The 22,912-nt window shown below is 58.7% G+C and carries 21 protein-coding genes; 10 read left to right on the top strand and 11 right to left on the bottom strand.

Annotated elements, in window-relative coordinates; all coding sequences use genetic code 11:
• Nucleotides 1-2: 2 nt before the first annotated feature.
• The 8 genes from eutB (at nt 3) to ehuA (ending at nt 7,345) form a co-directional block, all read left to right on the top strand.
• On the top strand, nt 3-1,022 hold the full coding sequence (gene eutB / locus ACQZ48_RS18120; protein WP_448729138.1) for a hydroxyectoine utilization dehydratase EutB: 1,020 nt from the start codon (nt 3-5) through the stop codon (nt 1,020-1,022).
• Complete coding sequence (gene eutC / locus ACQZ48_RS18115) at nt 1,019-2,032, top strand: ectoine utilization protein EutC (protein ID WP_448729137.1); 1,014 nt, start codon at nt 1,019-1,021, stop codon at nt 2,030-2,032. Before eutB ends, eutC begins: the two co-directional genes overlap by 4 nt.
• Nucleotides 2,029-3,207 (top strand): ectoine hydrolase DoeA, encoded by a 1,179-nt coding sequence (gene doeA / locus ACQZ48_RS18110; RefSeq protein WP_448729136.1) that lies wholly within the window; start codon nt 2,029-2,031, stop codon nt 3,205-3,207. Before eutC ends, doeA begins: the two co-directional genes overlap by 4 nt.
• Before the next feature lie 4 nt (nt 3,208-3,211).
• Nucleotides 3,212-4,225 (top strand): N(2)-acetyl-L-2,4-diaminobutanoate deacetylase DoeB, encoded by a 1,014-nt coding sequence (doeB, locus tag ACQZ48_RS18105; protein WP_077983851.1) that lies wholly within the window; start codon nt 3,212-3,214, stop codon nt 4,223-4,225.
• Between the two features lie 61 nt (nt 4,226-4,286).
• Nucleotides 4,287-5,138 (top strand): ectoine/hydroxyectoine ABC transporter substrate-binding protein EhuB, encoded by an 852-nt coding sequence (ehuB, locus tag ACQZ48_RS18100; protein WP_077983852.1) that lies wholly within the window; start codon nt 4,287-4,289, stop codon nt 5,136-5,138.
• A 60-nt stretch (nt 5,139-5,198) separates the two neighbouring features.
• On the top strand, nt 5,199-5,864 hold the full coding sequence (ehuC, locus tag ACQZ48_RS18095) for an ectoine/hydroxyectoine ABC transporter permease subunit EhuC (RefSeq protein ID WP_077983853.1): 666 nt from the start codon (nt 5,199-5,201) through the stop codon (nt 5,862-5,864).
• A 12-nt stretch (nt 5,865-5,876) separates the two neighbouring features.
• Complete coding sequence (ehuD, locus tag ACQZ48_RS18090) at nt 5,877-6,569, top strand: ectoine/hydroxyectoine ABC transporter permease subunit EhuD (RefSeq protein WP_077983854.1); 693 nt, start codon at nt 5,877-5,879, stop codon at nt 6,567-6,569.
• Nucleotides 6,566-7,345 (top strand): ectoine/hydroxyectoine ABC transporter ATP-binding protein EhuA, encoded by a 780-nt coding sequence (gene ehuA / locus ACQZ48_RS18085; protein WP_137411098.1) that lies wholly within the window; start codon nt 6,566-6,568, stop codon nt 7,343-7,345. Before ehuD ends, ehuA begins: the two co-directional genes overlap by 4 nt.
• An 11-nt stretch (nt 7,346-7,356) precedes the next feature.
• On the opposite strand, the gene ACQZ48_RS18080 is transcribed toward ehuA, so the two are convergent.
• The 8 genes from ACQZ48_RS18080 to ACQZ48_RS18045 all read right to left on the bottom strand — a co-directional run bounded on the left by ACQZ48_RS18080 (nt 7,357) and on the right by ACQZ48_RS18045 (nt 15,576).
• Entirely contained in the window at nt 7,357-8,352 is a 996-nt protein-coding gene (locus ACQZ48_RS18080) for a hypothetical protein (RefSeq protein WP_448729135.1), read from the bottom strand.
• 159 nt (nt 8,353-8,511) lie between these two features.
• A complete protein-coding gene (locus ACQZ48_RS18075; protein ID WP_448729134.1) occupies nt 8,512-9,381 on the bottom strand; it encodes a D-psicose 3-epimerase in 870 nt (289 codons plus the stop codon).
• A gap of 66 nt (nt 9,382-9,447) precedes the next feature.
• Nucleotides 9,448-10,113: a nucleoside triphosphate hydrolase gene (locus ACQZ48_RS18070; RefSeq protein WP_448729133.1), complete on the bottom strand. Its 666-nt coding sequence runs from the start codon at nt 10,111-10,113 to the stop codon at nt 9,448-9,450.
• Between the two features lie 26 nt (nt 10,114-10,139).
• Complete coding sequence (locus tag ACQZ48_RS18065; RefSeq protein ID WP_173991683.1) at nt 10,140-10,988, bottom strand: TIM barrel protein; 849 nt, start codon at nt 10,986-10,988, stop codon at nt 10,140-10,142.
• A 1-nt stretch (nt 10,989) separates the two neighbouring features.
• Nucleotides 10,990-11,985 carry an ABC transporter permease gene (locus tag ACQZ48_RS18060; protein ID WP_448729132.1) on the bottom strand — a complete coding sequence of 332 codons (996 nt, stop codon included), beginning with the start codon at nt 11,983-11,985 and terminating at the stop codon, nt 10,990-10,992.
• Complete coding sequence (locus ACQZ48_RS18055; RefSeq protein ID WP_448729131.1) at nt 11,982-12,998, bottom strand: ABC transporter permease; 1,017 nt, start codon at nt 12,996-12,998, stop codon at nt 11,982-11,984. The genes ACQZ48_RS18060 and ACQZ48_RS18055 overlap by 4 nt, the downstream gene beginning before the upstream one ends.
• Entirely contained in the window at nt 12,991-14,481 is a 1,491-nt protein-coding gene (locus ACQZ48_RS18050) for a sugar ABC transporter ATP-binding protein (protein WP_448729130.1), read from the bottom strand. The genes ACQZ48_RS18055 and ACQZ48_RS18050 overlap by 8 nt, the downstream gene beginning before the upstream one ends.
• 117 nt (nt 14,482-14,598) lie before the next feature.
• Complete coding sequence (locus tag ACQZ48_RS18045) at nt 14,599-15,576, bottom strand: substrate-binding domain-containing protein (protein WP_080793446.1); 978 nt, start codon at nt 15,574-15,576, stop codon at nt 14,599-14,601.
• A 237-nt stretch (nt 15,577-15,813) separates the two neighbouring features.
• On the opposite strand from ACQZ48_RS18045, the gene ACQZ48_RS18040 reads away from it, so the two are divergent.
• Entirely contained in the window at nt 15,814-16,893 is a 1,080-nt protein-coding gene (locus ACQZ48_RS18040; RefSeq protein WP_173991679.1) for a LacI family DNA-binding transcriptional regulator, read from the top strand.
• A 47-nt stretch (nt 16,894-16,940) separates the two neighbouring features.
• On the opposite strand, the gene ACQZ48_RS18035 is transcribed toward ACQZ48_RS18040, so the two are convergent.
• Nucleotides 16,941-18,269, bottom strand: a complete 1,329-nt coding sequence (locus tag ACQZ48_RS18035; protein WP_448729129.1) for a putative bifunctional diguanylate cyclase/phosphodiesterase — start codon at nt 18,267-18,269, stop codon at nt 16,941-16,943.
• A 256-nt stretch (nt 18,270-18,525) separates the two neighbouring features.
• Between ACQZ48_RS18035 and ACQZ48_RS18030 the strand changes: the two genes are divergently transcribed.
• Entirely contained in the window at nt 18,526-18,864 is a 339-nt protein-coding gene (locus ACQZ48_RS18030; RefSeq protein WP_448729128.1) for a tetratricopeptide repeat protein, read from the top strand.
• Between the two features lie 132 nt (nt 18,865-18,996).
• On the opposite strand, the gene catB is transcribed toward ACQZ48_RS18030, so the two are convergent.
• Both catB and ACQZ48_RS18020 read right to left on the bottom strand, forming a co-directional pair.
• A complete protein-coding gene (catB, locus tag ACQZ48_RS18025; RefSeq protein WP_448729127.1) occupies nt 18,997-19,632 on the bottom strand; it encodes a type B chloramphenicol O-acetyltransferase in 636 nt (211 codons plus the stop codon).
• 323 nt (nt 19,633-19,955) lie between these two features.
• Nucleotides 19,956-22,745 (bottom strand): bifunctional aconitate hydratase 2/2-methylisocitrate dehydratase, encoded by a 2,790-nt coding sequence (locus tag ACQZ48_RS18020; protein ID WP_448729126.1) that lies wholly within the window; start codon nt 22,743-22,745, stop codon nt 19,956-19,958.
• Nucleotides 22,746-22,912 lie beyond the last annotated feature (167 nt).

Raw genomic sequence — 22,912 nt, 5'->3', positions numbered from 1 at the left:
ACATGACAATCATGAAGAGCGCAAACCTGTCCATATCCGCAGATAAAAATCCGCTTCCGGTCTCGCTGGCCGCGATAGAGCAGGCAGCATTGCGGCTTGCCGGACAGGTGGAGCGCACACCTTTGGTCCGCTCGGACCTCCTGTCCGAACGCTGCGGCCACCCCGTTCATCTCAAGCTTGAAACCCTTCAGCCCATCGGCGCCTTCAAGCTGCGCGGCGCGATGAACGCCATACTGTCGCTTGACGACGACGCACGCAGGCGAGGCCTTGTCACCGCCTCGACCGGCAATCATGGCCGCGCTGTGGCCTATGCGGCCAGCAAGCTCGGAATTCCCGCCACGATCTGCATGTCGGCACTCGTACCGGCGAACAAGGTTGAAGCGATCCGCGTGCTCGGTGCGGAAATCCAGATCGTCGGCATGTCACAGGATGACGCGCAAGAGGAGATGGAGCGCCTGACTGCAAGCCATGGTCTTACCGCAATCCCGCCATTCGATGATGCTGACGTTGTGGCCGGCCAGGGTACGATAGGTCTCGAGGTCGTCGAAGACATGCCTGAGCTGGCGACGGTGCTCGTTCCTCTTTCCGGCGGCGGCCTTGCAGGCGGCATCGCCGTTGCGGTCAAGGCGCTGAAGCCACGGGCACGGGTCATCGGCATTTCCATGGAGCGGGGCGCGGCCATGCATGCGTCGGTTGCAGCCGGCCGGCCCGTCGCAATACGGGAGGAAGGAACGCTGGCGGATTCGCTGGGCGGCGGAATTGGACTGAAGAACCGCGTGACATTCGCACTTTGCCGGGAACTCCTTGATGAGATCGTGCTGGTTTCCGAAGACGAGATTGCAGCCGGCATCCGCCATGCGGCACGCGAAGAAGATTTGACGGTCGAGGGCGCGGGCGCCGTTGGTTTCGCTGCAATCCTGTCCGGCAAGATCGACATTAGCGGTCCGACCGCCATCATCGTATCGGGCGGAAATATCGACCCGGCGGTCCATAAGACCATCATCGACGGGGGAGCCGCATGAGCCGCATCACCATTCTGACCGAGAAAGACCTGCGCGGCGTCATCAAGCTCGATCTCTCGGCGGTCGACTGCGTGGAGCGGGCCTTTGCGGCGCTCGCAACGCAGACCGTCTCCATGCCGCCGATCATGCGGCTCGATATCCCGGAGTTCCGCGGCGAAGTGGATGTGAAGACGGCCTATGTGCCGGGCTTTGATGGTTTCGCCATCAAGGTCAGCCCCGGTTTCTTCGACAATCCGAAACTCGGTCTGCCGAGCCTCAACGGTCTCATGATCCTTTTCAGCGCAAGGACCGGGCTGGTGGAGGCCCTTCTCCTCGACAACGGCTATCTTACCGATGTGCGGACCGCCGCGGCAGGTGCTGTCGCGGCGCGGCACCTGGCCCGCAAAGACGCGTCCGTCGCCGCGATCTTCGGGGCGGGCATGCAGGCACGTTTGCAGCTCGAAGCCCTGATGCTCGTGCGCCCGATCAGATCGGCGCGGATATGGGCGCGGGACCACCAGAAGGCCGAGAAACTCGCGGGCGATTTCGCCAGCGAACACGGCATTGAGATCGCAGCTGTGGCCGATCCGCAGGCTGCCGCGCGGCGTGCCGATATCATTGTAACAACGACGCCCGCCGAAAGCCCGATCCTCTTTGCCGACTGGCTGGAAGAAGGCCAGCATCTGACAGCCATGGGATCGGATGCCGAACACAAGAACGAGATAGATCCGGCCGTGTTCACCAGAGCGCGCTATGTCGCGGACCGCATCTCGCAGACCCGTATTCTCGGTGAGTTGCATCACGCCATCGCCGCCGGGCGCACCGCGTCGGATCAGCACTTCGCGGAACTTGGCGACGTCATTGCCGGCAAAGTGCAGGGCCGCGTATCGGGCAAGGACATCACCTTTGCCGATCTGACCGGCGCCGGCGTACAGGACACGGCTATCGCCAATCTGGCCTTTGCCCGCGCAAAGGAAGCCAAGAGCGGTCAAACAATCGAAAACACCATAAAAATGGGAGATGCAGCGTGAGCGTAACGCTGAACTTTACGCGCGAGGAATATGCCGCGCGCCTGTCCAAAACCCGCAAGGCTATGGAGAAAGCCGGGATCGATCTTCTGGTCGTCACTGACCCGTCCAACATGCATTGGCTGACCGGTTATGACGGCTGGTCCTTCTACGTCCACCAATGCGTGCTGGTGCCGCCGGAGGGCGCGCCGATCTGGTATGGCCGCAAGCAGGATGCCAACGGTGCAAAGCGCACGGCCTATCTCGCCCACGACAATATCATCGGCTACCCCGATCACTACGTTCAATCGACCGAACGGCACCCGATGGATCTGTTGTCTGAGATCATCGAGGAGCGCGGCTGGTCCGGCCTGACGGTCGGCGTCGAGATGGACAATTATTATTTCTCGGCAGCCGCATTTGCATCGCTGCAGACACATCTGCCGAACGCCCGTTTCAAGGACGCCGCTGGTCTCGTGAACTGGCAGCGCGCGGTGAAAAGCCCGGCCGAACTCGACTATATGCGCAAGGCTGGGAAGATCGTCGAACTGATGCACAAGCGTATTGTCGACGTCGTTGAGCCGGGCATGCGCAAATGCGATCTGGTGGCCGAAATATACGATGCCGGCATTCGTGGCACCGCCGAGTTCGGCGGCGACTATCCAGCCATCGTGCCGCTCCTCCCTTCGGGTGCCGACGCCTCCGCGCCGCATTTGACATGGGACGACAAGCCGATGCGATCAGGCGAAGGCACCTTCTTCGAAATCGCAGGCGCTTACCGCCGTTATCATTGCCCGCTGTCACGCACGGTCTTTCTCGGCAAGCCGACACAGGCATTCCTCGATGCGGAAAAAGCAACGCTTGAGGGCATGGAGGCCGGCCTTTCCGCAGCCAAGCCCGGCAACACCTGCGAGGACATCGCCAATGCCTTTTTCGCCGTGCTGAAAAAATACGGGATCATCAAGGACAACCGCACCGGCTATCCGATCGGGCTTTCCTATCCGCCGGACTGGGGCGAGCGCACCATGAGCCTTCGACCCGGCGACCGCACGGAGTTGAAGGCCGGCATGACATTCCACTTTATGACCGGCCTCTGGCTTGAAGACATGGGGCTCGAAATCACCGAAAGCATTGCGATCACCGAAACCGGTGTCGAATGCCTTTCCAATGTGCCGCGGCAACTCTTCGTGAAAGGCTGAGACGATGTTGAGCACCGCGCTTCGCCCCTCACCGATCACGCCCTCCGTCGATTTTGACGCCAAGGGCGTGCAACACGGTCATCTGCGGCTGCCATACAGCCGCGATGACAGCGCGTGGGGCTCGGTGATGATCCCGATCTGCGTCATCGCCAATGGCGAAGGGCCAACGGCGCTTCTGACCGGCGCAAACCATGGCGACGAATATGAGGGACCGGCAGCACTCTTCGAACTCGCCCACACGCTCGATCCGGCCGAAGTGAAGGGCCGTATCATCATCGTGCCGGCGCTCAACTACCCGGCTTTCCGCGCAGGCACACGCACCTCCCCCATCGACCGGGGAAACCTCAATCGCAGTTTTCCCGGCCGCCCTGACGGCACGGTGACGGAGAAGATCGCCGATTACGTGACCCGCCATCTGATACCGCTTGCGGATATCGTTCTCGATTTCCATTCCGGCGGCAGGACACTTGATTTCCTGCCATACGCGGCGGCTCACGAATTGCCCGACAAGACGCAGGAGGGCCGGTGTTTTGAAGCGGTGGCGGCTTTTGCCGCCCCCTATTCAATGAGGATGCTCGAAATCGACGCCGTTGGCATGCTGGACACGACCGTCGAGGAGTTGGGCAAGGTCTTTGTCACAACGGAGCTGGGCGGCGCGGGCACGGCAAGCGCGAAATCGATCGATATCGCGCGGAAAGGCATCGTCAATCTGCTGCGCCACACGGGCATTTTGGCCGGTTCACCCGTTCTCGCAAAAAGCCGTTGGCTGGATATGCCCTCCAGCGACTGCTTCACCTTTGCTGAAGACGACGGGCTCGTTGTCTTCGTCTGCGATCTGGGAGACGCGGTCACGGCGGGTGAGACAATCGCCCGGGTTTATCCGATCGGCAAAACCGGCCTTGCACCGGTCGATTATCGCGCCTCCCTCAGTGGCGTGCTTGCCGCACGCCACGTTCCCGGCCTCATCAAGGCCGGAGACTGCCTTTCCGTCATCGCCACGGTCACGGAGAATACCTAGTCACTAGAAACATCGTGAGATCCGAAAACGGACCACGCAACCCAACCAGAGGAGTAAGAACATGCGTATGATCAGACTAGCCGGGCTTTCCGCCCTCGCTCTCACCATCGGCGTGACGTCAGCCAGCGCGCTCACCGTCGAAGAAGTCAAAAGCCAAGGCTATATCCGCGCCGCCACGGCCAATGAAGTGCCCTATTCCTACATGCAGCCAGACGGCACCTCCGCCGGCATCGGCCCGGATGTGGCCAATGCGGTTCTGAAATCGATGGGTATCGAAGAGGTCAACTGGACGGTGACGCCCTTCGGCACGCTGATCCCCGGCCTCAAAGCCCGTCGCTTCGATTTTGCGGCCGCCGAACAGAACATCTCGCCGGAGCGCTGCAAGCAGGTCGCCTTCACCGAACCGAACTCGTCCTATGGCGAAGGACTACTGGTGAAGAAAGGCAATCCGAAAAAGCTTACCACCTACGCCGATATCGCCAAGGACCCCTCATTGAAGGTCGCCGTTGTTTCCGGCGCAAACAACGTCGATTTCCTGCGCGCAGTCGGTGTCAAGGAAGAGCAGATCGTGTTCATCCCTGCCAATGCCGACGCTATTCCCACCGTGCAGAGCCGAGTCGACGCCTATGCGGCCACCGAACTGACGGTTTCGGAACTCGCCAAGGGTCAGGCGAACGTCGAGCAGGTGACGCCTTTCACCGATCCGGTCGTGAAGGATGCGCCGGTGCGCAATTACGGCGGTTTCGCTTTCCGCCCGGAAGACAAGGAGCTGCGTGACGCCTTCAACGCGGCGCTCGTGGAATTCCGCAAGACGGACGACTACAAAAAAATCCTCACCAAATACGGCCTGTCCGAACAGAGTATTGCGGCAGCGGCCGAAAAGAAGGTCGCCGATCTCTGCGCCGGCAAATAATGCCAGCCGGCGCCCGGGCATAACCGGGCGCCGTTCCTCGGGAATTCGGGAAATCTCCAGATGGACATGACTGCATATCTGCCGATGTTATGGCAAGGCGCGGTCGTCACGATGACGATTACGCTCGCAGCCCTTGCCGTCGGCACGGTGCTCGCCTTTTTCTTTGGCATCCTGCGCGTCGAGGGTGGACCGATCCTGTCGGCAATCGCGCTCTGTTATACGGAAGTGTTCCGCGGCACCTCGCTGCTGGTGCAGCTTTTCTGGTTCTACTACGCCCTGCCGCTGGTCGGGTTGAGCTTCGATCCGATCACGACGGGGGTGCTGGTGCTTGCCGCCCATGCCGGAGGCTACGGCGCGGAAATTGTTCGCGGCGCGCTGTCCTCCGTCTCGGTGCAGCAGCTGGAGGCCGCACGCGCGCTGAACTTCACGCGGATGCAGACGCTGTTTCGCATCTTGCTGCCGCAGGCCGTTGTCGAGATGATGCCGGCCTTCGGCAATCTCGCCATCGAAACGCTGAAGCTTTCATCGCTCGTGTCGTTGATCTCGATTGCCGATCTCACTTTTGCGGCGCAGTCGATCCGCAACCTGACGCTCGATAGCGCCAGCATCTATTCGATTACGCTGCTTTGTTATTTCGCGATGTCGCTCATCTTGATGGTCGTCATCCGGGTGATCGAACGCTTCGTGCGGCGCGGCAACGTCTTCCCGCGCACGCGCCATTCGTAAGGATATCTGCTCATGATGTATGGTTACGAATGGGATACGACCACCTGGCTCACCTACACGACCTCCATCCTGCCCATCATTCTGATCGGGCTCACGGTGACGCTGAAGGCCGCCGCCGCCGGCTTTGCCATTGCGCTGGTTCTGGGGCTCGTCTTTGCACTGCTACGCCGCAGCCGCGTCAGGATGATCTCCTGGCCAACCGCGCTGATTGTCGAATTCCTGCGCGATACGCCGCTTCTTGTGCAGCTGTTCTTTCTCTATTACGTGCTTCCGGATTTCGGCATTGTCCTGCCGGCATTTCTCACCGGCGCACTGGCGCTCGGCCTGCAATATGCCGCCTATACGTCCGAAGTCTATCGCGGCGGTATCGAGGCGGTGCATCACGGCCAATGGGAAGCGGCGACGGCGCTTAATCTCACGCACATGCAGACCTATAGGGACATCATCATCCCGCAGGCCATTCCGCGCATCGTCCCGGCCATGGGCAATTATCTTGTCGCCATGATCAAGGAAACGCCGGTGCTATCCGTCGTCACGGTTCTAGAAATGATGGGGCTTGCCAATATGATCGGCGAGCGCACCTTCGAATATCTGGTGCCGCTGACGCTTGTGGGCCTGATCTTCCTTGTCCTGACCATAATCTGCTCAGCAGGCCTCAGCCGCCTGCAAAGAGCGCTTCCAAAAGCAGGAATTCCCTTGCGATGACCAACACCACCAACAAGCCACTGATCGAATTTTCCGATGTCACGAAACGCTTCGGCATTCTGACAGTCCTCGACCGGTTCAATTTCAGCGTCGCGAAGGGCGAAAAAGTCACCCTCATCGGTCCATCCGGCTCCGGCAAATCAACGGTCCTGCGCATTCTCATGACGCTGGAGCCGTTCCAGGAGGGAAGACTGAGGCTTGCGGACATGTCCTACCAGGAGCCGGGCGGCAAAGGACCTTTCAAAGCCTCCGAAAAGCATCTTCGCCAGATCCGCAATCACGTCGGCATGGTGTTCCAGAGCTTCAATCTCTTTCCCCATATGACCGTCCTTCGCAATATCGTGGAGGCGCCGGTGCGGGTTCTGGGCATCAGCCGCGCAGAGGCGGAGGCGCGCGCAATCGAATTGCTGAAGATGGTCGGGCTTGTGGATAAGAAGGATCATTATCCAGTGCAGCTTTCCGGCGGGCAACAGCAGCGCGTCGCCATTGCCCGCTCGCTTGCCATGCGTCCGCGTGTCCTGCTTTTCGATGAACCGACATCGGCGCTCGACCCGCAACTGGTTGGCGAAGTGCTGTCCGTCATCCGCGACCTGGCCCATGAGCATGACCTGACGATGCTTCTCGTCACCCACGAAATGCGCTTTGCCCGGGAAGTCTCGGACCGCGTCTGTTTCTTCGACAAGGGCCGCATCTGCGAACAGGGGAAACCGGACGAGATTTTCGGTCAGCCGAAAGAAGACCGCACACGCGAATTTCTCGCTTCTGTCTTACGGTAACCGTGGCGCGATCAGTCGGCAGGGCTGGCCAGAACCTTTCCGTCTCTGCCCTGCACGATCTCATGCGACGGCACCGGTGGAGCATCGGCAGCAGGCAGAGGCGGGACTGTCAACCACGCGCCAGGATAGCCCTTGCGAAGATGCCTGGGATTGTAGCGAATATTGGTTCCGGCAGCATAGTGAAGCTTCCCGAACGTTGCATCTTTTGACAGGACACCTCTTTTGACCTCGTGGAGTTTCCGCTCGCCATCGAGGGCAAGCGTTACCTCGGAAAGATCGAAACTGCCGAGATGAACGGTCTGGCCATTGGCCGTATCGATAACCCATCTATCGGCATCGACGAAGCCATCGGTATAGACATTGCCGGTGGAGGCACGCAATGACGCGCCTTTCGGCAGGGTGATGCCGTCAACAACATTGCCATCGGAAAGAGTGCAGTTACTGAAAGCGGAGATGCCGCCATCGGGCGAAAGATCGAACTCCACCGGCTGCGTCGCGTCGCAGCGCCAGCCACTCTGGGTGGTCACGCCTTTGCCGGTAATTTGCATGGTCTGCGGGGTAAAGCCCACCGTTTCGTAATTCTCGTTGGTTTTTATCGATATATAACGGGTAATTTCGACGGCATCGATATCCACCACCCGCACCGGATGCGGAAACACGACCCGGTCGAAGGATTCCCTGTTATTGGCAATGGCCAGTTTGAGTGTCGTGCCTTTGGGCATATCGATCTGGCCAAGGCGCGCTGGCTCTAGCAGTTCCGGCCGATAGTTTGCCGCCCTCTCTTTGTCATAGGCGCGCATCTGGAGATAAAAACCACCGAACCGAAAGAGGGTGAAAAGCGCAACGGCGGTTACAAGCCCATAGGGCAGGATCATCGGGCGCTTCCAGTGGCCTGACACACGTCGTACGAACAGCAGGAGCGTCCAGACGACCCATATGAAGGTCGTGGCGACCAAGAAGGCAAGAAGAAGCAGCGCTTCGATGGAGGGCAGTGCGACAGGGATCATGCAAACCAATGGTCTTGGGCGGATCGTTTTGATCCTGAAGAGACATCAGTGCTTTACCCCACAAGCCGCAGTCTTTTCAACTCGGTGATGGCGGACGGACATAGAGGTGGCTGTCCGGGCGACGGATGGCGGCCGCCCGGTCAATGCGCTTATGGGGTATCAGCCACCAAGGACGAAACGGGAGAATGCCAGGGCATTGCGGGCGTCCTCGTCCATTTTCGCGACATCAGCGTCGCCGCTGAGATCGCGCCACACTTTGATGTCGGAGCCGATCGTGCCGCCAGTCTTGACGAAGGGCTCCATGACAACAGCACCGGTATAATTGATATCGCGAAGGGCCAGACCAATTTCGTGCCAGGGCATCCTGCCCTTACCCGGTACGCGGCGATTGCTCTCACCGGTGTGGAAATGACCGAGAAGCGGGCCGGCCGTGCGGATGGCCTCGCCAAAACTGTCTTCCTCGATATTCATGTGGAAGGTATCCAGCATGACCTTCACATTGTTCTTGCCGACATCCTTGACGAAGGCAACACCTTCGGCCGCCGTGTTGAGCACGTGGTTTTCAAAGCGGTTGAGGACTTCGATGCACAGATTGATGCCGAGATCATTGGCGAAATCGGCAATGCCGTGAATGCCCTCGACGCCGCGCGCATAATCACCCGCCTTGTCGACCGGCTGCGAATAGTCGATCGGCCAATAGGAATGCAATGCGCCGCCGATGGTGTGGATGTCGAGCTTGGCGACATTGGTAAGGGTGCGTTCAAAGAACGCCTTGCCGGCTGCGCGCACGGAAGCATCCTCCGACGACAGGTTTTTCGTTTTCGAAGGGCCGATACCGGCGGTGAGGATGATGCCGTTATCCTTCGCGCTCTCCCTGATGAAGGCGAGTTCGGCGTCACTGTATTCATTGATGTGGTGGGCGGCGACTTCGATGATATCGAAACCGAGCCTGGCGACCTTCTCGATATAGGGGCCGAACTTGGCGCTCCACTCATGTTCCCAGTATGAATAATAGATGCCGTGTTTCATGGGGGTCTCTTTCGCTTTTCTGTTTCGCTGAATTTGAATTTGGGCGGGACAGCGGCTCAGCCGGCTTCAGGAAGTAGGCTTGCTTCCCGGATTTCCGATATGAAGGTCCGGCTCTGTGCTCGCGGAGATGATGAACCGGCCGTTCGGAAGGTCATTCTCTTCAACCTTGCGATTGATCTCGTCCTCACCGAGGCCAAAGCTGCGCCAACGCTCTCTCAGCCGTGCACGCAGGTCGTCCTCATCGACATTTACAAAGACCGTCAGGTCGAAAATCTGTTTGAGACGATCCCAGGGCGACTGGCTGGCAAGGAGATAATTTCCTTCACAGACAATGATATCGACGGATTGCTGGATGAGACGGCCGCCAGCCCGGGCAATTTCAATCGCGCGATCAAAGACTGGGACAGCGACGACGTCGTCCTCGTTTGCCTTCAGGCGCTCAAGCATGTGGCGCAAGCCGTGAGCATCAAACGTATCGATTGCGCCCTTGAAGGCACGGCGCTTCATTTCTTCCAGAACGGCATCGTCATAATGAAAGCCATCCATCGGAAAGAGCGCCGCAGACACGCCTTCGCCTGCATTCAAAAGGTCAACCACATGCTCGGCAATGGTGGACTTTCCCGATCCGGGCGCACCGGCAATCGCAATCATCACACGCCGCCCATTGGCGCCGACAAGACGCTTGAGGGTCAGGCCCGCAACTTCACGGGCATTATCGTCAATAGTGTTCAAGATGCTCGCCTCGATAATGGGTGCTGTCAGAAAATCCGGTACTGGTTCGCCTTGTCGCGCAGGAATGCCAGGCCCCTGTCGAGAACCTCATCGGCGCTGGGCGCAATCGGCCGCCAGGTCGAAATCGCGCCCGCCACGTCCTTCGGCATCGCCGCGAAACTCTCGAGCGTCAGCACGCCCTTGAAACCGATGGCGGCGAGTGCGGAAAACACTTCGTCCCAGGCAACGTTGCCAAACCCCGGCGTGCCGCGGTCGCTTTCCGACATATGCATGTATTTCAGGTGGTTGCGGGCGGTGATGATGCCGTTTGCGATACCCTTTTCCTCCATGTTCATGTGGAAGGTATCGAGATGGATAAAGACGTTGTCCGCACCGATGCGCTCCACCAGCGCCACCGCCTGCTCGGCGGAATTGAGCAGATGGTTTTCGTAGCGGTTGACGGTCTCGATGCCGAATTGCAGGCCTAGCGTTTTGGCGTGACCGGCAGCCCGCGAAAGCGCCCTTGTCACGTTGTCATATTCACCCTGTGTTGGCGGGAACCCGGTTCGCTCATTGGTGCCGCCATAGGTGACCCCCGTCAGCGCCTGCGCCCCCATATCGGCGGCCATGTCGAGCGCGGCACTTAGATGGTCGATTGCCGCATCGGGACGCACGGACGCCCAGGCGGGCTCCGGCAGCACCAGCGAGCAGACGGCGCGCAGGCGGTACTTCTCCAGCAGGGCGCGCGTGTGTTTTGCATCTACAGAGGGGATGTCGATAAGCGGAATCTCGATGAAATCCTGCCCGTAATCCGCGGCAGCGGCGATGGACCGTCTGGCGTTTTCGTGGTCCCAATTCAGAGACCACATCATTGCGTGAACACCGAAGCCTTTCACGTCATACCTTCTTTCTGAGAGATGCGAAATAGCCTGAAAACAGGCCGCGCGCCGCCATGACGACAATCATCAGCACGCCCCAGAGCGCCGTCGCCAAATGCTGATTGGCGCCAAGAAGATTGAGGCCCGACGACAGGAGTTGGAGAACAATGAGCGCGACGAAAACCGGCAGCACCCGACCGAAACCGCCGAACGGATTGATGCCGCCGAGGAATGCTGCCAGCACGGTGATCAGCAGATAGGATTCCCCGTGGCCAACACGGACGGAATTGAAACGGGCAAGCATGATGATGCCGGCAACCGCGCACATCAGGCCCGAGAGCGTGTAGACGAGAACCTGGATCTTGCGCGTATTCAGGCCCGAATAGCGAGCGGATTCGATGTTCGAGCCAATCATCAACAGGCCGAAACCAAGCTTGGTGCGCGTCAGCAGCACATGCCAAAGCCCGACGCAGACGATGAAAATCAGAAGCGGGATCGGCAGACCGAGAAGGGTGCCGTGACCGAGCGGCGCCATATAGGCAGGAAAACCGGAAACGTCTCCGCCACGGGTGAGGAACTCGCCAAGGCCGCGCAGAAAGATCATCATCGACAGCGTCACAAGGATCGGATGCGCACGGGTATAGGCAATCGCCGCTCCGGTCGTTGCTCCGGCAGCACCGCCGGTTGCAAGTGCGGCAAGGCAGGCGAACAGGAATGCACTCGGCGGCGCATCTAGCCCGCCATGGGCCTGCAATACCCAGGCTGCGGCAAGACCCGACAGATTGGCGGCAAAGGTGACGGACAGATTGATGCCGCCCGTCAGAAGCGGCAGCAGCATCGCCAGCGTGAGCAGGCCGAGCTCCGGTAGTTGGAAGGCGACCGACCCGAAAGTCGCGAGCGAAAGGAAGTTATCGGCAAACAGACCGAAGATGAGCACAACCGCGATGAAGGCAATCATCGGCCCGGCCATGTCGGCACCCAAAATTGCGTTGAATTTCCGAATGAGTCTGTTCATCGCTGGGCGCTCCCCTTTTTCGTGGATGTGCGAAGGGTACGCGGCAGCAGCTTGTCGAAGCGGGTGGAGGAGAGCGTGATGGCGACGAGAATAATGGCGCCCACGATCATCTTGAAAGCAAAGGGAGAAACGCCCATCAGGTTGAGGCCGTTCTGGGTGATCGACACCATCAGCACCCCGAGCACACAGCCGACAACCGAGCCCTTGCCGCCGCCGAGCCGCGCGCCGCCGAGCACGGTGGCCGCAAGAACATCCAGCTCGCGGCCATAAAGCGCGTTTGGTACCGCCTCCTGTGCGTAATGCGCCTGCATGAGCCCGGCAATGCCCGCCATCAGACCGAGCCAGCCGAAGGAAATGTAGTGCATGGCGCCGATATTGATGCCGAAGCGACGTGCGCCTTCCGGGTTATCGCCGAAGGCATAGAGTTTGCGACCGACAGTGGTGCGCGACATCATGAACCATGTGGCGAGGCAGCACAGGATCATCACCACGACTGGCAGCGTCAGCTCGACCCAGGAACCATCAGACATTTCACGCTCATAAAATACCACCCGCGTCGACAGCCATTCCGGCAGGTCGTAGATCGACACGCCCTTGGTGAAGAACATCAACAGCCCGAAGAAGATGTTGAAGGTGGAAATGGTCGCGACGATTGAGATGATGTTGAGCCGCCAGACGAGGAAGGCGTTGACGAAACCGAGACTAAGGCCGACCGCGCCGGCAATGATGAAACCTTCCGCCCAGTTGCCGCCGCCGAGCGCATTAAGCGCCAGCACCGTCACATATTGGCCGACGGAGGCCGCGACTGCGAAGGAGATGTCAATACCACCAGCTATCAGCACCACGAGCAGGCCAACCGCGAAGATGATGTTGACCGCCGAGACATTCAGCACGTCGAAGGCGTTGGAAATGGTGAGAAAGCGGTCGGTTGCAAAGGACAGTCCCGTGCATAGCAGCACCATGACCACAACCAGGGTGAATTCGGTCGTATGTCCGAGGATGAGCCTACGCATAGATGGCGGACTCCAGTTCGGTAAGCGACAGGCGTCGCGGATCATAGGTTGCGTGGAACCGGCCTTCGACCATGTGTATGACCCTGTCTGTATTGAAATAAACTTCCGGCGCTTCGTCGGAGATCACGATGATCGAGAGACCTTCTGCGGCGAGCTTGCGGACGATTTCGAAGATGCCGGCGCGGGCGCCGACATCGACCCCCACGGTCGGCGAATCGAGGATGAGGATTTTCGGGCCGATCGCCAGCCATTTGGCAATCGCCACCCGCTGCTGGTTACCGCCCGAAAGCGTGCGGATCGGATCTTCCGGCAGGCCGATCTTGACGCCGAGAGCCGAAACCCAGCGCGAAACGACATCCGCCTTTTTAGACGGCGAGATCAGGCCGCCGCTCAACAACCGGTCCAGCGAGGCCATGACGAGATTGTCGGCGATGGATTGCGGCTGGTTCAGACCAAGGGAAAGCCGATCTTCGGAAAGATAGGCGACGCCCGCCCGGATCGCATCGCGGTTGGAATGAAAATCCACCTTCTTTCCATCGATGAGGATTTCACCCGATTGCGCCCGATGCATGCCGAACAGCGTCAAGGCCAGTTCCGTGCGGCCGGCTCCGAGCAGGCCGGTTATGCCGAGCGTTTCTCCCCGCCGCAGATCGAACGAAACGTCCTCGAACTCGCCGGCCCGGCTCAGCCCGCGCACAGAGAGAACAACGGGTTTGTCATCGTGGTCAGCGGCGATGACGGCGCTGTCGAAATTGCGCCCGGTCATCAGCTCGGTCACCCGCGACTGGGTCATCCCTTCAACGGGAAAGACACCGACAAGCGATCCATCCCGCAGCACCGTGATGCGGTCTGAAATTTCCAGCACTTCCGCGAGGCGATGCGAGACAAAGACTACCGCCACACCCGAGGCCGACAGGTTGCGGACGATGTCGATCAGATAATCTGTTTCCGACTGCGTGAGCGACGCGGTCGGTTCATCCATGAAAACGAGCCGCGCTTCCCCGACCAGCGCGCGGGCAATCGCCACGATCTGACGCTGGGCAATGGGAAGTTCCTTGAGCGGCTTATCAAGGTCGATCTTGACGCCAAGCCGGGCCAGTGCCTTTTCGGCCGCCTGTCCGATGGCGCGTTTGTCGACCAGCCCGTATTTTCCATTCACCGCGTACTGGAAGCCGATATTTTCAGCCACGGTCATTTCATCGAACAGCGCCAGATCCTGCCAGATAACCTGGATGCCAAGCGATTGCGCATGCGTCGGGGTCATCGCCGCTATCGGCTTGCCGTCGAAATAGAGTTCGGCGTCGCTTTCGGGCGTATAGACGCCTGTTATGACCTTGATCAGCGTGCTTTTGCCACAGCCGTTTTCGCCGGCAAGGCAATGCACTTCCCCCGGATTGACCTCGAAAGAAACACCCTTCAGCGCGCGGACGCCGCCAAAGGTGACTTTGACATTTTTGAGGGACAGGAGCGGTTCTGCGCTCATGATAACGTAAATCTCCTTCCGCCGCGAAAGCATCGCAGACGTGGCGCTCGGCATGTTTTCCAGATGAGGCGTCGCGCGCGTATCGCACCCGCGCGACGCCCTTGGCCTTGGGGAGGATCAGAGGCCCATGGAAACGAGCTTGTCGATGCTTTCCTTATCGATCTTCAAAAGCTGGTCGACGACGATGGTGTTACCTTCGGGATTGATGGTACCGAGACCTTCGATATTGTCGCCGGCCTTGGGTGTCTCGCCCTTGGCGATACGGTCAGCAAGTGTGATGAAGACCTCCCCGGCCTGTTTCGGGTTCCACATGAAGCCCCCGGTCAGCGCACCTGATTTGATGAGCTTTGCGCCCTGCCCCGGTGAAAACGGTCCGATGACGAAGACCTTGCCATCCTTGCGCCGCTCTTCGACGGCGCGGCCCGCACCGATCGGCCCCTGCGAACCGAAGGCGAGGAAACCACTCAGGTCAGCATTGGCGGACATCAGGTCAAGCGCAGTCGAACGGCTTTTGTCGAGATCTTCGGCGACACCGTAGCGGTCACCGACGAGCTTCATGTCCGGATAGTTGGCCTTGATGTAGGCGATGGCGGCATCGGCCCAGGCATTATGAAGCGGAACGGTGAGCGAGCCGACGAACACGGCATAGGAACCCTTGCCGCCCATCTTTTCCGCCAGAAGCTTGCCATGCGCTTCTCCGAAACCCTTGGCGGAAGCGAGTTCGAAATCCCAGTCAGCGCCAAGCTGCTTGGGAGATTCATGGGTGATGACTTTGATACCGGCGGCCTGGGCCTTTTTCAGTACAGGCTCCAGCACCTTTGCATCATTCGGCACAACACCGATAAAATCGACCTTCTGGGCGATCAGGTCCTCGATGGCGCGAACCTGCAGCGCCGGGTCGGCACTGGTCGGGCCGACCATGAAGCCGTCAACGCCGAGCTTCTTGCTCTGCTCCTTGATACCGGCCTCCATGGCGTTGAACCACGGAATACCGCCGATCTTCACGACAACGCCCACCTTCGGCCCTTCGGCAAAGGCGGCGGACGAGAGCAGCGCGAGCGACAGGCCGACCGCTGCACAAATAATCTTCTTCATAATGTTCCTCCTCAAAAAATCGGCAAACGAAACCCGCCGCGACCATTTTTCATCTGGCGCGTTCAAAATTTCTCATCTCGCTTATTCGAGACTCTCCCTTGCCGCTCCCACAGCAACCATCTTGCACAATCGATATTGCCGAGTTGCACAATCGATGGTGCAATAACCATATCATGAAGCTCCCTTCCGTCAAGGGGACGCCTGCTCTAATAATCGGAATCAGTTGGGGAGATCACAGTGACGGACATAAATTCCAAGAAAGCCACTATTTATGACTTGTCGATATTGTCCGGGGCATCAGCCTCGACGGTCAGCGCCGTGTTGAACGGATCGTGGCGCAAGCGGCGGATTTCGGAAGAGACTGCCGACAAGATTCTCTCGCTTGCCAAGGCGCAACGTTACACCACCAACCTGCAAGCCCGCGGCTTGCGGAGTTCAAAATCCGGGCTCGTCGGGCTTCTGGTTCCAGTTTATGACAACCGGTTCTTTTCCTCTATGGCGCAGACGTTTGAGGGCCAAGCGCGCAAACGCGGCCTGTCGCCCATGGTCGTTTCCGGGCGGCGCGACCCCGAGGAGGAACGACGTACCGTCGAGACCCTCATTGCCTATTCAATCGACGCCCTCTTCATTGCCGGCGTGACCGATCCCGATGGCGTGCACCAGGTCTGCGCCCGTGCGTCGCTGCCGCACGTCAATATCGACCTTCCCGGCAAGTTTGCATCCTCGGTCATCTCCGACAACAGGCACGGCGCGGAAATACTGACGGCGGCGATCCTTGCCCATGCGGCGAAAGACGGGCCTCTCGGCCCGGATGACGTCATCCTCTTCGGCGGTCACGACGACCACGCCAGCCGCGAGCGTATTGACGGCTTTCACGCCGCCAAGGCCGCATATTTTGAGGCGGAGAGCGGAGACGATATCGAGATCACGGGCTATTCACCGCATATGACGGAGTTGGCGTTTGAACGTTTCTTCGAGCGCAGAGGCCGCCTGCCCCGCTGTTTCTTCGTCAATTCATCGATAAATTTCGAAGGACTGCTTCGCTTCATGGGGCGTCATGACGGCGAAGCCTTCGGCGACATCGTCGTCGGCTGCTTCGACTACGACCCGTTCGCATCGTTCCTTCCCTTCCCGGTCTATATGATCAAACCCGATATCGCGCAGATGCTGGAAAAGGGGTTCGACCTGCTGGAAGAGAACCGGAGCGAGCCGGAAGTCACCATCATCGAACCGAAGCTCATTCCACCGCGAACCGCTCTCGAAGGCCCGCTCGACGACATATGGGACCCTGTTGCATTGCGTCGCATGGCACGATGAAGACCGCCCTCAGACTGCTGGAACACAGGATTTCGGGATAAAAGTGTTCAATGCGCTCGAGCGCGAGCCGCATACTGCTCAAACTCCTCCAGTGGTATGGGCCTTGCGAAAAAGTAGCCTTGGAAAAACTCGCAGCCGTATGACAACATCATGCGCAATTCGGCCTCTGTTTCCACGCCTTCGGCAAGGACCTCCAGAGAGAGGTCGTGTCCCATTCTGACAATGTTTTTGGTAATTGCGGAAAGACGCCCGTTTTCGCTCACGCCCTTTACAAAGCTGCGATCAATCTTGAGCTGTTTCAACGGCAATTGACGAAGATAACTGAGAGACGAATAGCCGGTTCCGAAATCATCAAGCGCGATCGCAAACCCCGCGCGATGCAGGAGCTTCATCTTGCCGATGGCGGTGTCTATATCAGAAAGAAAAACGCTTTCGGTCAACTCCAGCTTGAGTAACCGTGCGTCAATGGCATTAGACGAAACGGCTTCGAGAAGCTGAGCGGCAAATCCCGTATCCACGAAATGATCCGCAGTGATGTTGATCGAAAGCGTCAAGTGACGGGTCGAAGCGTTTTCCTGCCATCTTGCCAGGGTCTTGCAAGCTTCAACAATCACCCATTCGCCGATTGTCGGCATAAAGCCCGTGCGTTGGGCAAGTGGAATGAATTCCGCCGGTGATATTTTGCCCCGTTTCGGATGGTTCCAGCGCAAAAGCGCTTCTGCTCCGCTCACCGAGCCGTCCGCACGCACCTGCGCCTGATAAAAAAGTTCGAATTGCCCGTTGGAAAGCGCAGTCCGCAACTCCAATGCGTTTTTTGTCTGGCTTCGAAATTGAGCCTGCATCGCCGCGACGCCTCCGCACAACATACTCGTCGCGAAAATACCGTTGAACCATGCGCTGACGCTTCTCACTTCCTGCGAGATCGAGATATGGAAAGGGAAGCTCGCAGCGGAGGCACACAGAAAAATGAAAGCTATGAGACCGGACGAAATGACCATGAACTGGGGGATCGAGCGCTGGCGTTGAAAATTCATATAGCCAACGAAGACGATGACGAGCAGGTAAAGGTGTGTCGTTCTGGGCACTGCCGCGTCCTGCACATCGATCGAGACCGAATACCAGCACACAAACAGGGTGCAAGCGATCTGGGCGAGGATAAGACCGCATGAAAAATGGCCCTTCAGGCAAATCAGCCAGCAAGGAATGACCGCTGCACCGAGCACAAGAAGGCTGATTGCGATATTCCACCGTCCCGTCAGAGCAAAGAACACGAACCAACCCGCCCCAAGCGCAAGGCCAAGCCATGCTGCGATGCGGCACAGAAGAAGCAGATGCTGTGAGTATTCCTCTCGGTCTTTGTTTTTTTGGAGGGGCATGCTGGCCTTGCTTGCGATTAAGAACGGCGAACTCGCTCCTTGCTGGAAAAGCCATGAGGAAGCTAGGCCTACAAAACCGGAGGTTGGGCTTTTCAAACGACGCGGTTAAACAAAACCAAATACGACGCGACAACTTTTCATCAACGATCTCTGTTGACCTCAACCACTCTCGAGGCCGTATCCCGTAACCTCGACTGATGCGGGGGGCACGACTGCTCTCCCAAACCCAACCCGACAAATGGTCCTGGATAATTTGATGAAACAGCAGCTGACGAACATTCTGAACAGCGGCCGAGACAGCGCGCTTCTGCGCTTTTCGCTAGCCAAGTCCTTTGCAGCCTCCGGGGAATTGCCGGAAGCTGTGCGGCATCTTCAGGAAGCGGTCCGGCAAAAACCGGATTATTCCGCCGCCTGGGCGGAGCTTGGCCTCAACCTGTTGCGATTGGGCGACAATGAAGGGGCCACGGCGGCTTGGCTAAAAGCCATCACCGTTGCCACGGCCCAGGGCGACGCGCAGGTCAGACGGCAGCTGGAAGTGAGGCTGCGACGGATGAGGTCGCAACTGCCGAAAGGGTCCTGTAATGGGCCAAGCTGATTGTGATACTCCAATCGCGCCAAGAGGCGAACTTCCTCTCAACACGTCGGAGCTGTCAAAAATCGCCAGCGGTTCGCCAATTTGATCCTGAGGAAATTCCGGCCCGCCGCAATGCGGTGGGCCGGGTAATTTTTACGACTGGGACTTATCGGATTGCCAGAACCGATAAAGCTCCGCGACATTGCCGCTGGTCATGAGCGGCATTGCAGCCTGCAACTGCTCAGCCGGCCAATCCCACCATTTCATCTCGATCAGCATGGCGATACTGTGGTCATCGAACCGCTTGCGGATCGCCTTTGCGGGATTGCCGCCAACGATGGCGTAAGGTTCGACATTCTTCGTCACCAGCGCCCGCGTTCCGATCACTGCACCATCACCAACCGTAATGCCGGGCATGATGATCGCTTCCGAGCCTATCCAGACATCGTTACCGATGACGGTATCGCCCGCCGGCAGATAACCGTTGCCGGCGTTTTCAAACTCCGGCACTTCGGGCATGAAGAAAAATGGGAAGGTGCTGATCCACTCGTTGCGATGACCCTGATTGCCCGCCATGATGAAGGCGGCGCCCGAGCCGATCGAACAGAAGCTCCCGATTATCAGCCTGTCCGCGCCTTCATCCGACAACAGATAACGGGCGCAGTCCTCAAAGCTGTGGCCGTGATAATAACCGGAATAATAGCTGTATTTCCCGACCACGAGGTTTGGGTTCTTGACCTGCTTGTCAAGCGTGACGCCCCGGAACGGGCTTTCGAAGTAGTTTTCCATTGGGGTAATCTCACTGCATATGTTCGCACTGGCTTGCCTCAAGGCAAACCGACGCCAAGCGCCAAGCCTGTCGGCTTTTCGCTCGATGCTCCTCACGCAACGGCGGGAGCTAGATGCAGGTGATACTCGAAGTTTTTATCATCGAGCCTAGTTAACGCAAAAATCCGCGACGGCCAAGCCGTGAAACGTTTTTGGTCTCGCGTCGCTTACATCGCAACACCACCGGCCCATAAAAACAGCGGGGATTTCTCCCCGCTCTTCTCGTTGGTTGATGCAGCGCCAGCGCGGGCGTCTTACAGCCGCCCGCCGCGACGCTCACAATCTTAGTAGTGCACCGACTGGGAATCGATCGGCGTTACCTTCGGCGGAGCGAACTTCGTCAGGTCGATCCCATCGACAGCAGAACGATACTCCTCGATGCTCGGCGTGCGGCCGAGGATGGCAGAGAGCACGACGACCGGGGTGGAGGCCAGGAGCGACTCACCCTTCTTTTCGGCGCTGTCTTCAACCACGCGGCCCTGGAAGAGGCGAGTCGACGTTGCAAGAACCGTATCGCCCTTTGCCGCCTTTTCCTGGTTGCCCATGCAAAGGTTGCAGCCCGGACGCTCGAGATAAAGGATGTTTTCGTATTCGGTGCGGTTCGTGGTCTTCGGATTGATATCATCGAATTCGAAGCCGGAATATTTTTGGAGGATTTCCCAATCTCCTTCCGCCTTCAACTCATCGATGATGTTGTAGGTCGGTGCAGCGACGACGAGCGGTGCCTTGAACTCGACCTTGCCTTCGGCCTTTTCGAGGTTCCGCAGCATCTGCGCAACGATCTTCACGTCACCCTTATGCACCATGCACGAGCCGACAAAGCCGAGATCGACTTTCTTTGTCGCGCCGTAATAGGAAACCGGGCGGATTGTGTCATGCGTGTAGCGTCTGGAAACGTCGTTATTGTTGACGTCAGGGTCTGCGATCATCGGCTCGTTGATGACATCGAGATCTACCACGACTTCCGCGAAATATTTCGCATTCGCGTCCGGCTTCAAGGCTGGCACTTCACCTGAACGGATCTCGGCAATACGTTGATCTGCCTTAGCAATCAGACCTTTCAGGGTCTGTGCGGAATTGTCCATGCCCTTGTCGATCATGATCTGGATGCGCGACTTGGCTATTTCCAGCGACTCGATCAGCGTCTCGTCTTCGGAAATGCAGATCGACGCCTTGGCCTTCATTTCGGCCGTCCAGTCAGTGAAGGTGAAGGCCTGGTCGGCAAGCAGCGTACCGAGATGGACTTCGATGATACGGCCCTGGAAGACGTTGTCGCCGTGCTGCTGAAGCATCTGCGCCTGCGTGGCGTGCACGACGTCGCGGAAGTCCATATAGGGCTGCATCGTGCCCTTGAAGGTAACCTTGACCGATTGCGGGATCGGCATGGTCGCTTCACCGGTTGCAAGCGCCAGCGCGACGGTACCGGAGTCGGCACCGAAGGCGACGCCCTTCGACATGCGGGTGTGGCTGTCGCCGCCGATGATGATTGCGCGGTCATCCACGGTGATGTCGTTCAGCACCTTGTGGATCACATCTGTCATGGAATGATAGACGCCCTTCGGGTCACGACCCGTGATGACGCCGAAATTGTGCATGAAGGCCATGAGCTTCGGCGTGTTGGCCTGCGCCTTCTTGTCCCAGACGGAGGCCGTGTGGCAGCCCGACTGGTAGGCGCCGTCCACCAGCGGCGAAATGACGGTGGCCGCCATTGCTTCCAGTTCCTGCGCGGTCATCAGGCCGGTCGTATCCTGCGAGCCGACGATGTTGACCTTGACGCGAACGTCGGAGCCGGCATGCAGCACCTTGCCGGGTGTGACGCCGACGGCGTTGCGGTTGAAAATCTTCTCAACCGCAGTGAGGCCCTGGCCTTCGATGGAAATTTCCTTGTTGGGCGCGAAGACCGGAGTGGCCTCGACACCAAGCGTTTCAGCCGCGAATGTCTGGAGCTTCTTGCCGAAGACGATAGCATAGGAGCTGCCGGCTTTCATGAACTCCATCTTCTGGGGCGTGAAGGAAGAGGCGAGGTCCACCAGTTCCGTGCCGTTCTCGTCACGAAGCTTGTAGTTTTTGGTATCGATCTTCAACACGGTCCCGGTTTCGACCGAATATTTCTGTTCGAGGATCGGGTTGCCGTCATTGTTGAGGATCGGCTTGCCGTCTTCGCCGAGCTTCTTCACCCAGTTTTTCAGGTTGATGCCGATGCCGCCGGTCACATCGACGGTGGTGGCGAAAATCGGCGAGATGCCGTTGGTGCCGGCGACGATGGGAGCGTAATTGACGAAGGGCACATAGGGGCTGGCCTGCTTGCCGGTCCACAGCGCCACGTTGTTGACGCCGGACATGCGCGACGAGCCGACACCCATCGTACCCTTTTCGGCGATCATCATCACCCGCTTGTCCGGATGCTGCTGCTGCAACGCGACGATTTCCGCCTGCGCTTCCGGCGAGATCATACACTGGCCGTGCAGCTGTCGGTCCGAGCGCGAATGCGCCTGGTTGCCGGGAGACAGAAGGTCGGTCGAAATATCGCCTTCGGCGGCGATGAAAGTAACGATCTTGATCTCGTCTTCGACATCGGGAAGCTTGGTGAAGAATTCTGCTCTGGCGTAGCTTTCCAGAACGTCCCTGGCGATGGCGTTGCCGGCCTTGTAGGCGTCACGCAGGCGGAACATGTCGGCATCGTAAAGGAAGACCTGGGTCTTCAGCACTTCACCGGCTTGGGCGGCAATCGCAGCGTTGTTACCGAGCGCGATATCGAGCAGCACCTTGATCGACGGGCCGCCCTTCATGTGCGACAGCAGCTCCAGCGCAAAGGAAGGCGTGATCTCCGGCACGATCGCTTCGCCGAGGATGATCTGCTTCAGGAAGGCGGCCTTGACGCCGGCGGCGCTCGTGGTGCCGGGCAGGGTGTTGTAGATGAAGAACTTCAGCGCATCGGCGCGGTATTCGCTGCCGGCATCCTTGATGAGCTCGATGATTTCGGCCGTCAGCGCGCCGTCATCAATGGGTTTGGGTGCGAGACCCAGTGTTTCTCTGCTTTTGATTTCAGCCAGGTAATCCAGGTAAAGGTTCATCGCAATCCCAACGTCATGGTGTCTATGGAGCCGAACACAGCCTCACCGAACGGTACTGTTGATCGGCCCGGGTTTCTGTCGATTTCGAGTACGCCAACCGGGGCCGGCTGACAAGATGTCGCATTTCAGTAAAAAAGCCGTAGACGGTTTTTAGCGCCGATCGTGTG

The organism is Agrobacterium sp. 22-209-1 (genome assembly GCF_053522485.1).
This window is presented reverse-complemented; position numbering and strand designations above follow the sequence as displayed.

Bases quoted from the DNA above. Each gene is read 5' to 3' on its own strand.
- ehuD (WP_077983854.1), top strand. From the start codon at position 5,877: ATGATGTATGGTTACGAATGGGATACGACCACCTGGCTCACCTACACG.
- ACQZ48_RS18075 (WP_448729134.1), bottom strand. From the start codon at position 9,381: ATGAAACACGGCATCTATTATTCATACTGGGAACATGAGTGGAGCGCC.
- ACQZ48_RS18020 (WP_448729126.1), bottom strand. From the start codon at position 22,745: ATGAACCTTTACCTGGATTACCTGGCTGAAATCAAAAGCAGAGAAACA.
- doeB (WP_077983851.1), top strand. From the start codon at position 3,212: ATGTTGAGCACCGCGCTTCGCCCCTCACCGATCACGCCCTCCGTCGAT.
- catB (WP_448729127.1), bottom strand. From the start codon at position 19,632: ATGGAAAACTACTTCGAAAGCCCGTTCCGGGGCGTCACGCTTGACAAG.
- ACQZ48_RS18035 (WP_448729129.1), bottom strand. From the start codon at position 18,269: ATGCCCCTCCAAAAAAACAAAGACCGAGAGGAATACTCACAGCATCTG.
- ACQZ48_RS18060 (WP_448729132.1), bottom strand. From the start codon at position 11,985: ATGAACAGACTCATTCGGAAATTCAACGCAATTTTGGGTGCCGACATG.
- ACQZ48_RS18055 (WP_448729131.1), bottom strand. From the start codon at position 12,998: ATGCGTAGGCTCATCCTCGGACATACGACCGAATTCACCCTGGTTGTG.
- ehuA (WP_137411098.1), top strand. From the start codon at position 6,566: ATGACCAACACCACCAACAAGCCACTGATCGAATTTTCCGATGTCACG.
- ACQZ48_RS18045 (WP_080793446.1), bottom strand. From the start codon at position 15,576: ATGAAGAAGATTATTTGTGCAGCGGTCGGCCTGTCGCTCGCGCTGCTC.
- eutB (WP_448729138.1), top strand. From the start codon at position 3: ATGACAATCATGAAGAGCGCAAACCTGTCCATATCCGCAGATAAAAAT.
- ehuB (WP_077983852.1), top strand. From the start codon at position 4,287: ATGCGTATGATCAGACTAGCCGGGCTTTCCGCCCTCGCTCTCACCATC.
- eutC (WP_448729137.1), top strand. From the start codon at position 1,019: ATGAGCCGCATCACCATTCTGACCGAGAAAGACCTGCGCGGCGTCATC.
- ACQZ48_RS18030 (WP_448729128.1), top strand. From the start codon at position 18,526: ATGAAACAGCAGCTGACGAACATTCTGAACAGCGGCCGAGACAGCGCG.
- ACQZ48_RS18080 (WP_448729135.1), bottom strand. From the start codon at position 8,352: ATGATCCCTGTCGCACTGCCCTCCATCGAAGCGCTGCTTCTTCTTGCC.
- ehuC (WP_077983853.1), top strand. From the start codon at position 5,199: ATGGACATGACTGCATATCTGCCGATGTTATGGCAAGGCGCGGTCGTC.
- ACQZ48_RS18050 (WP_448729130.1), bottom strand. From the start codon at position 14,481: ATGAGCGCAGAACCGCTCCTGTCCCTCAAAAATGTCAAAGTCACCTTT.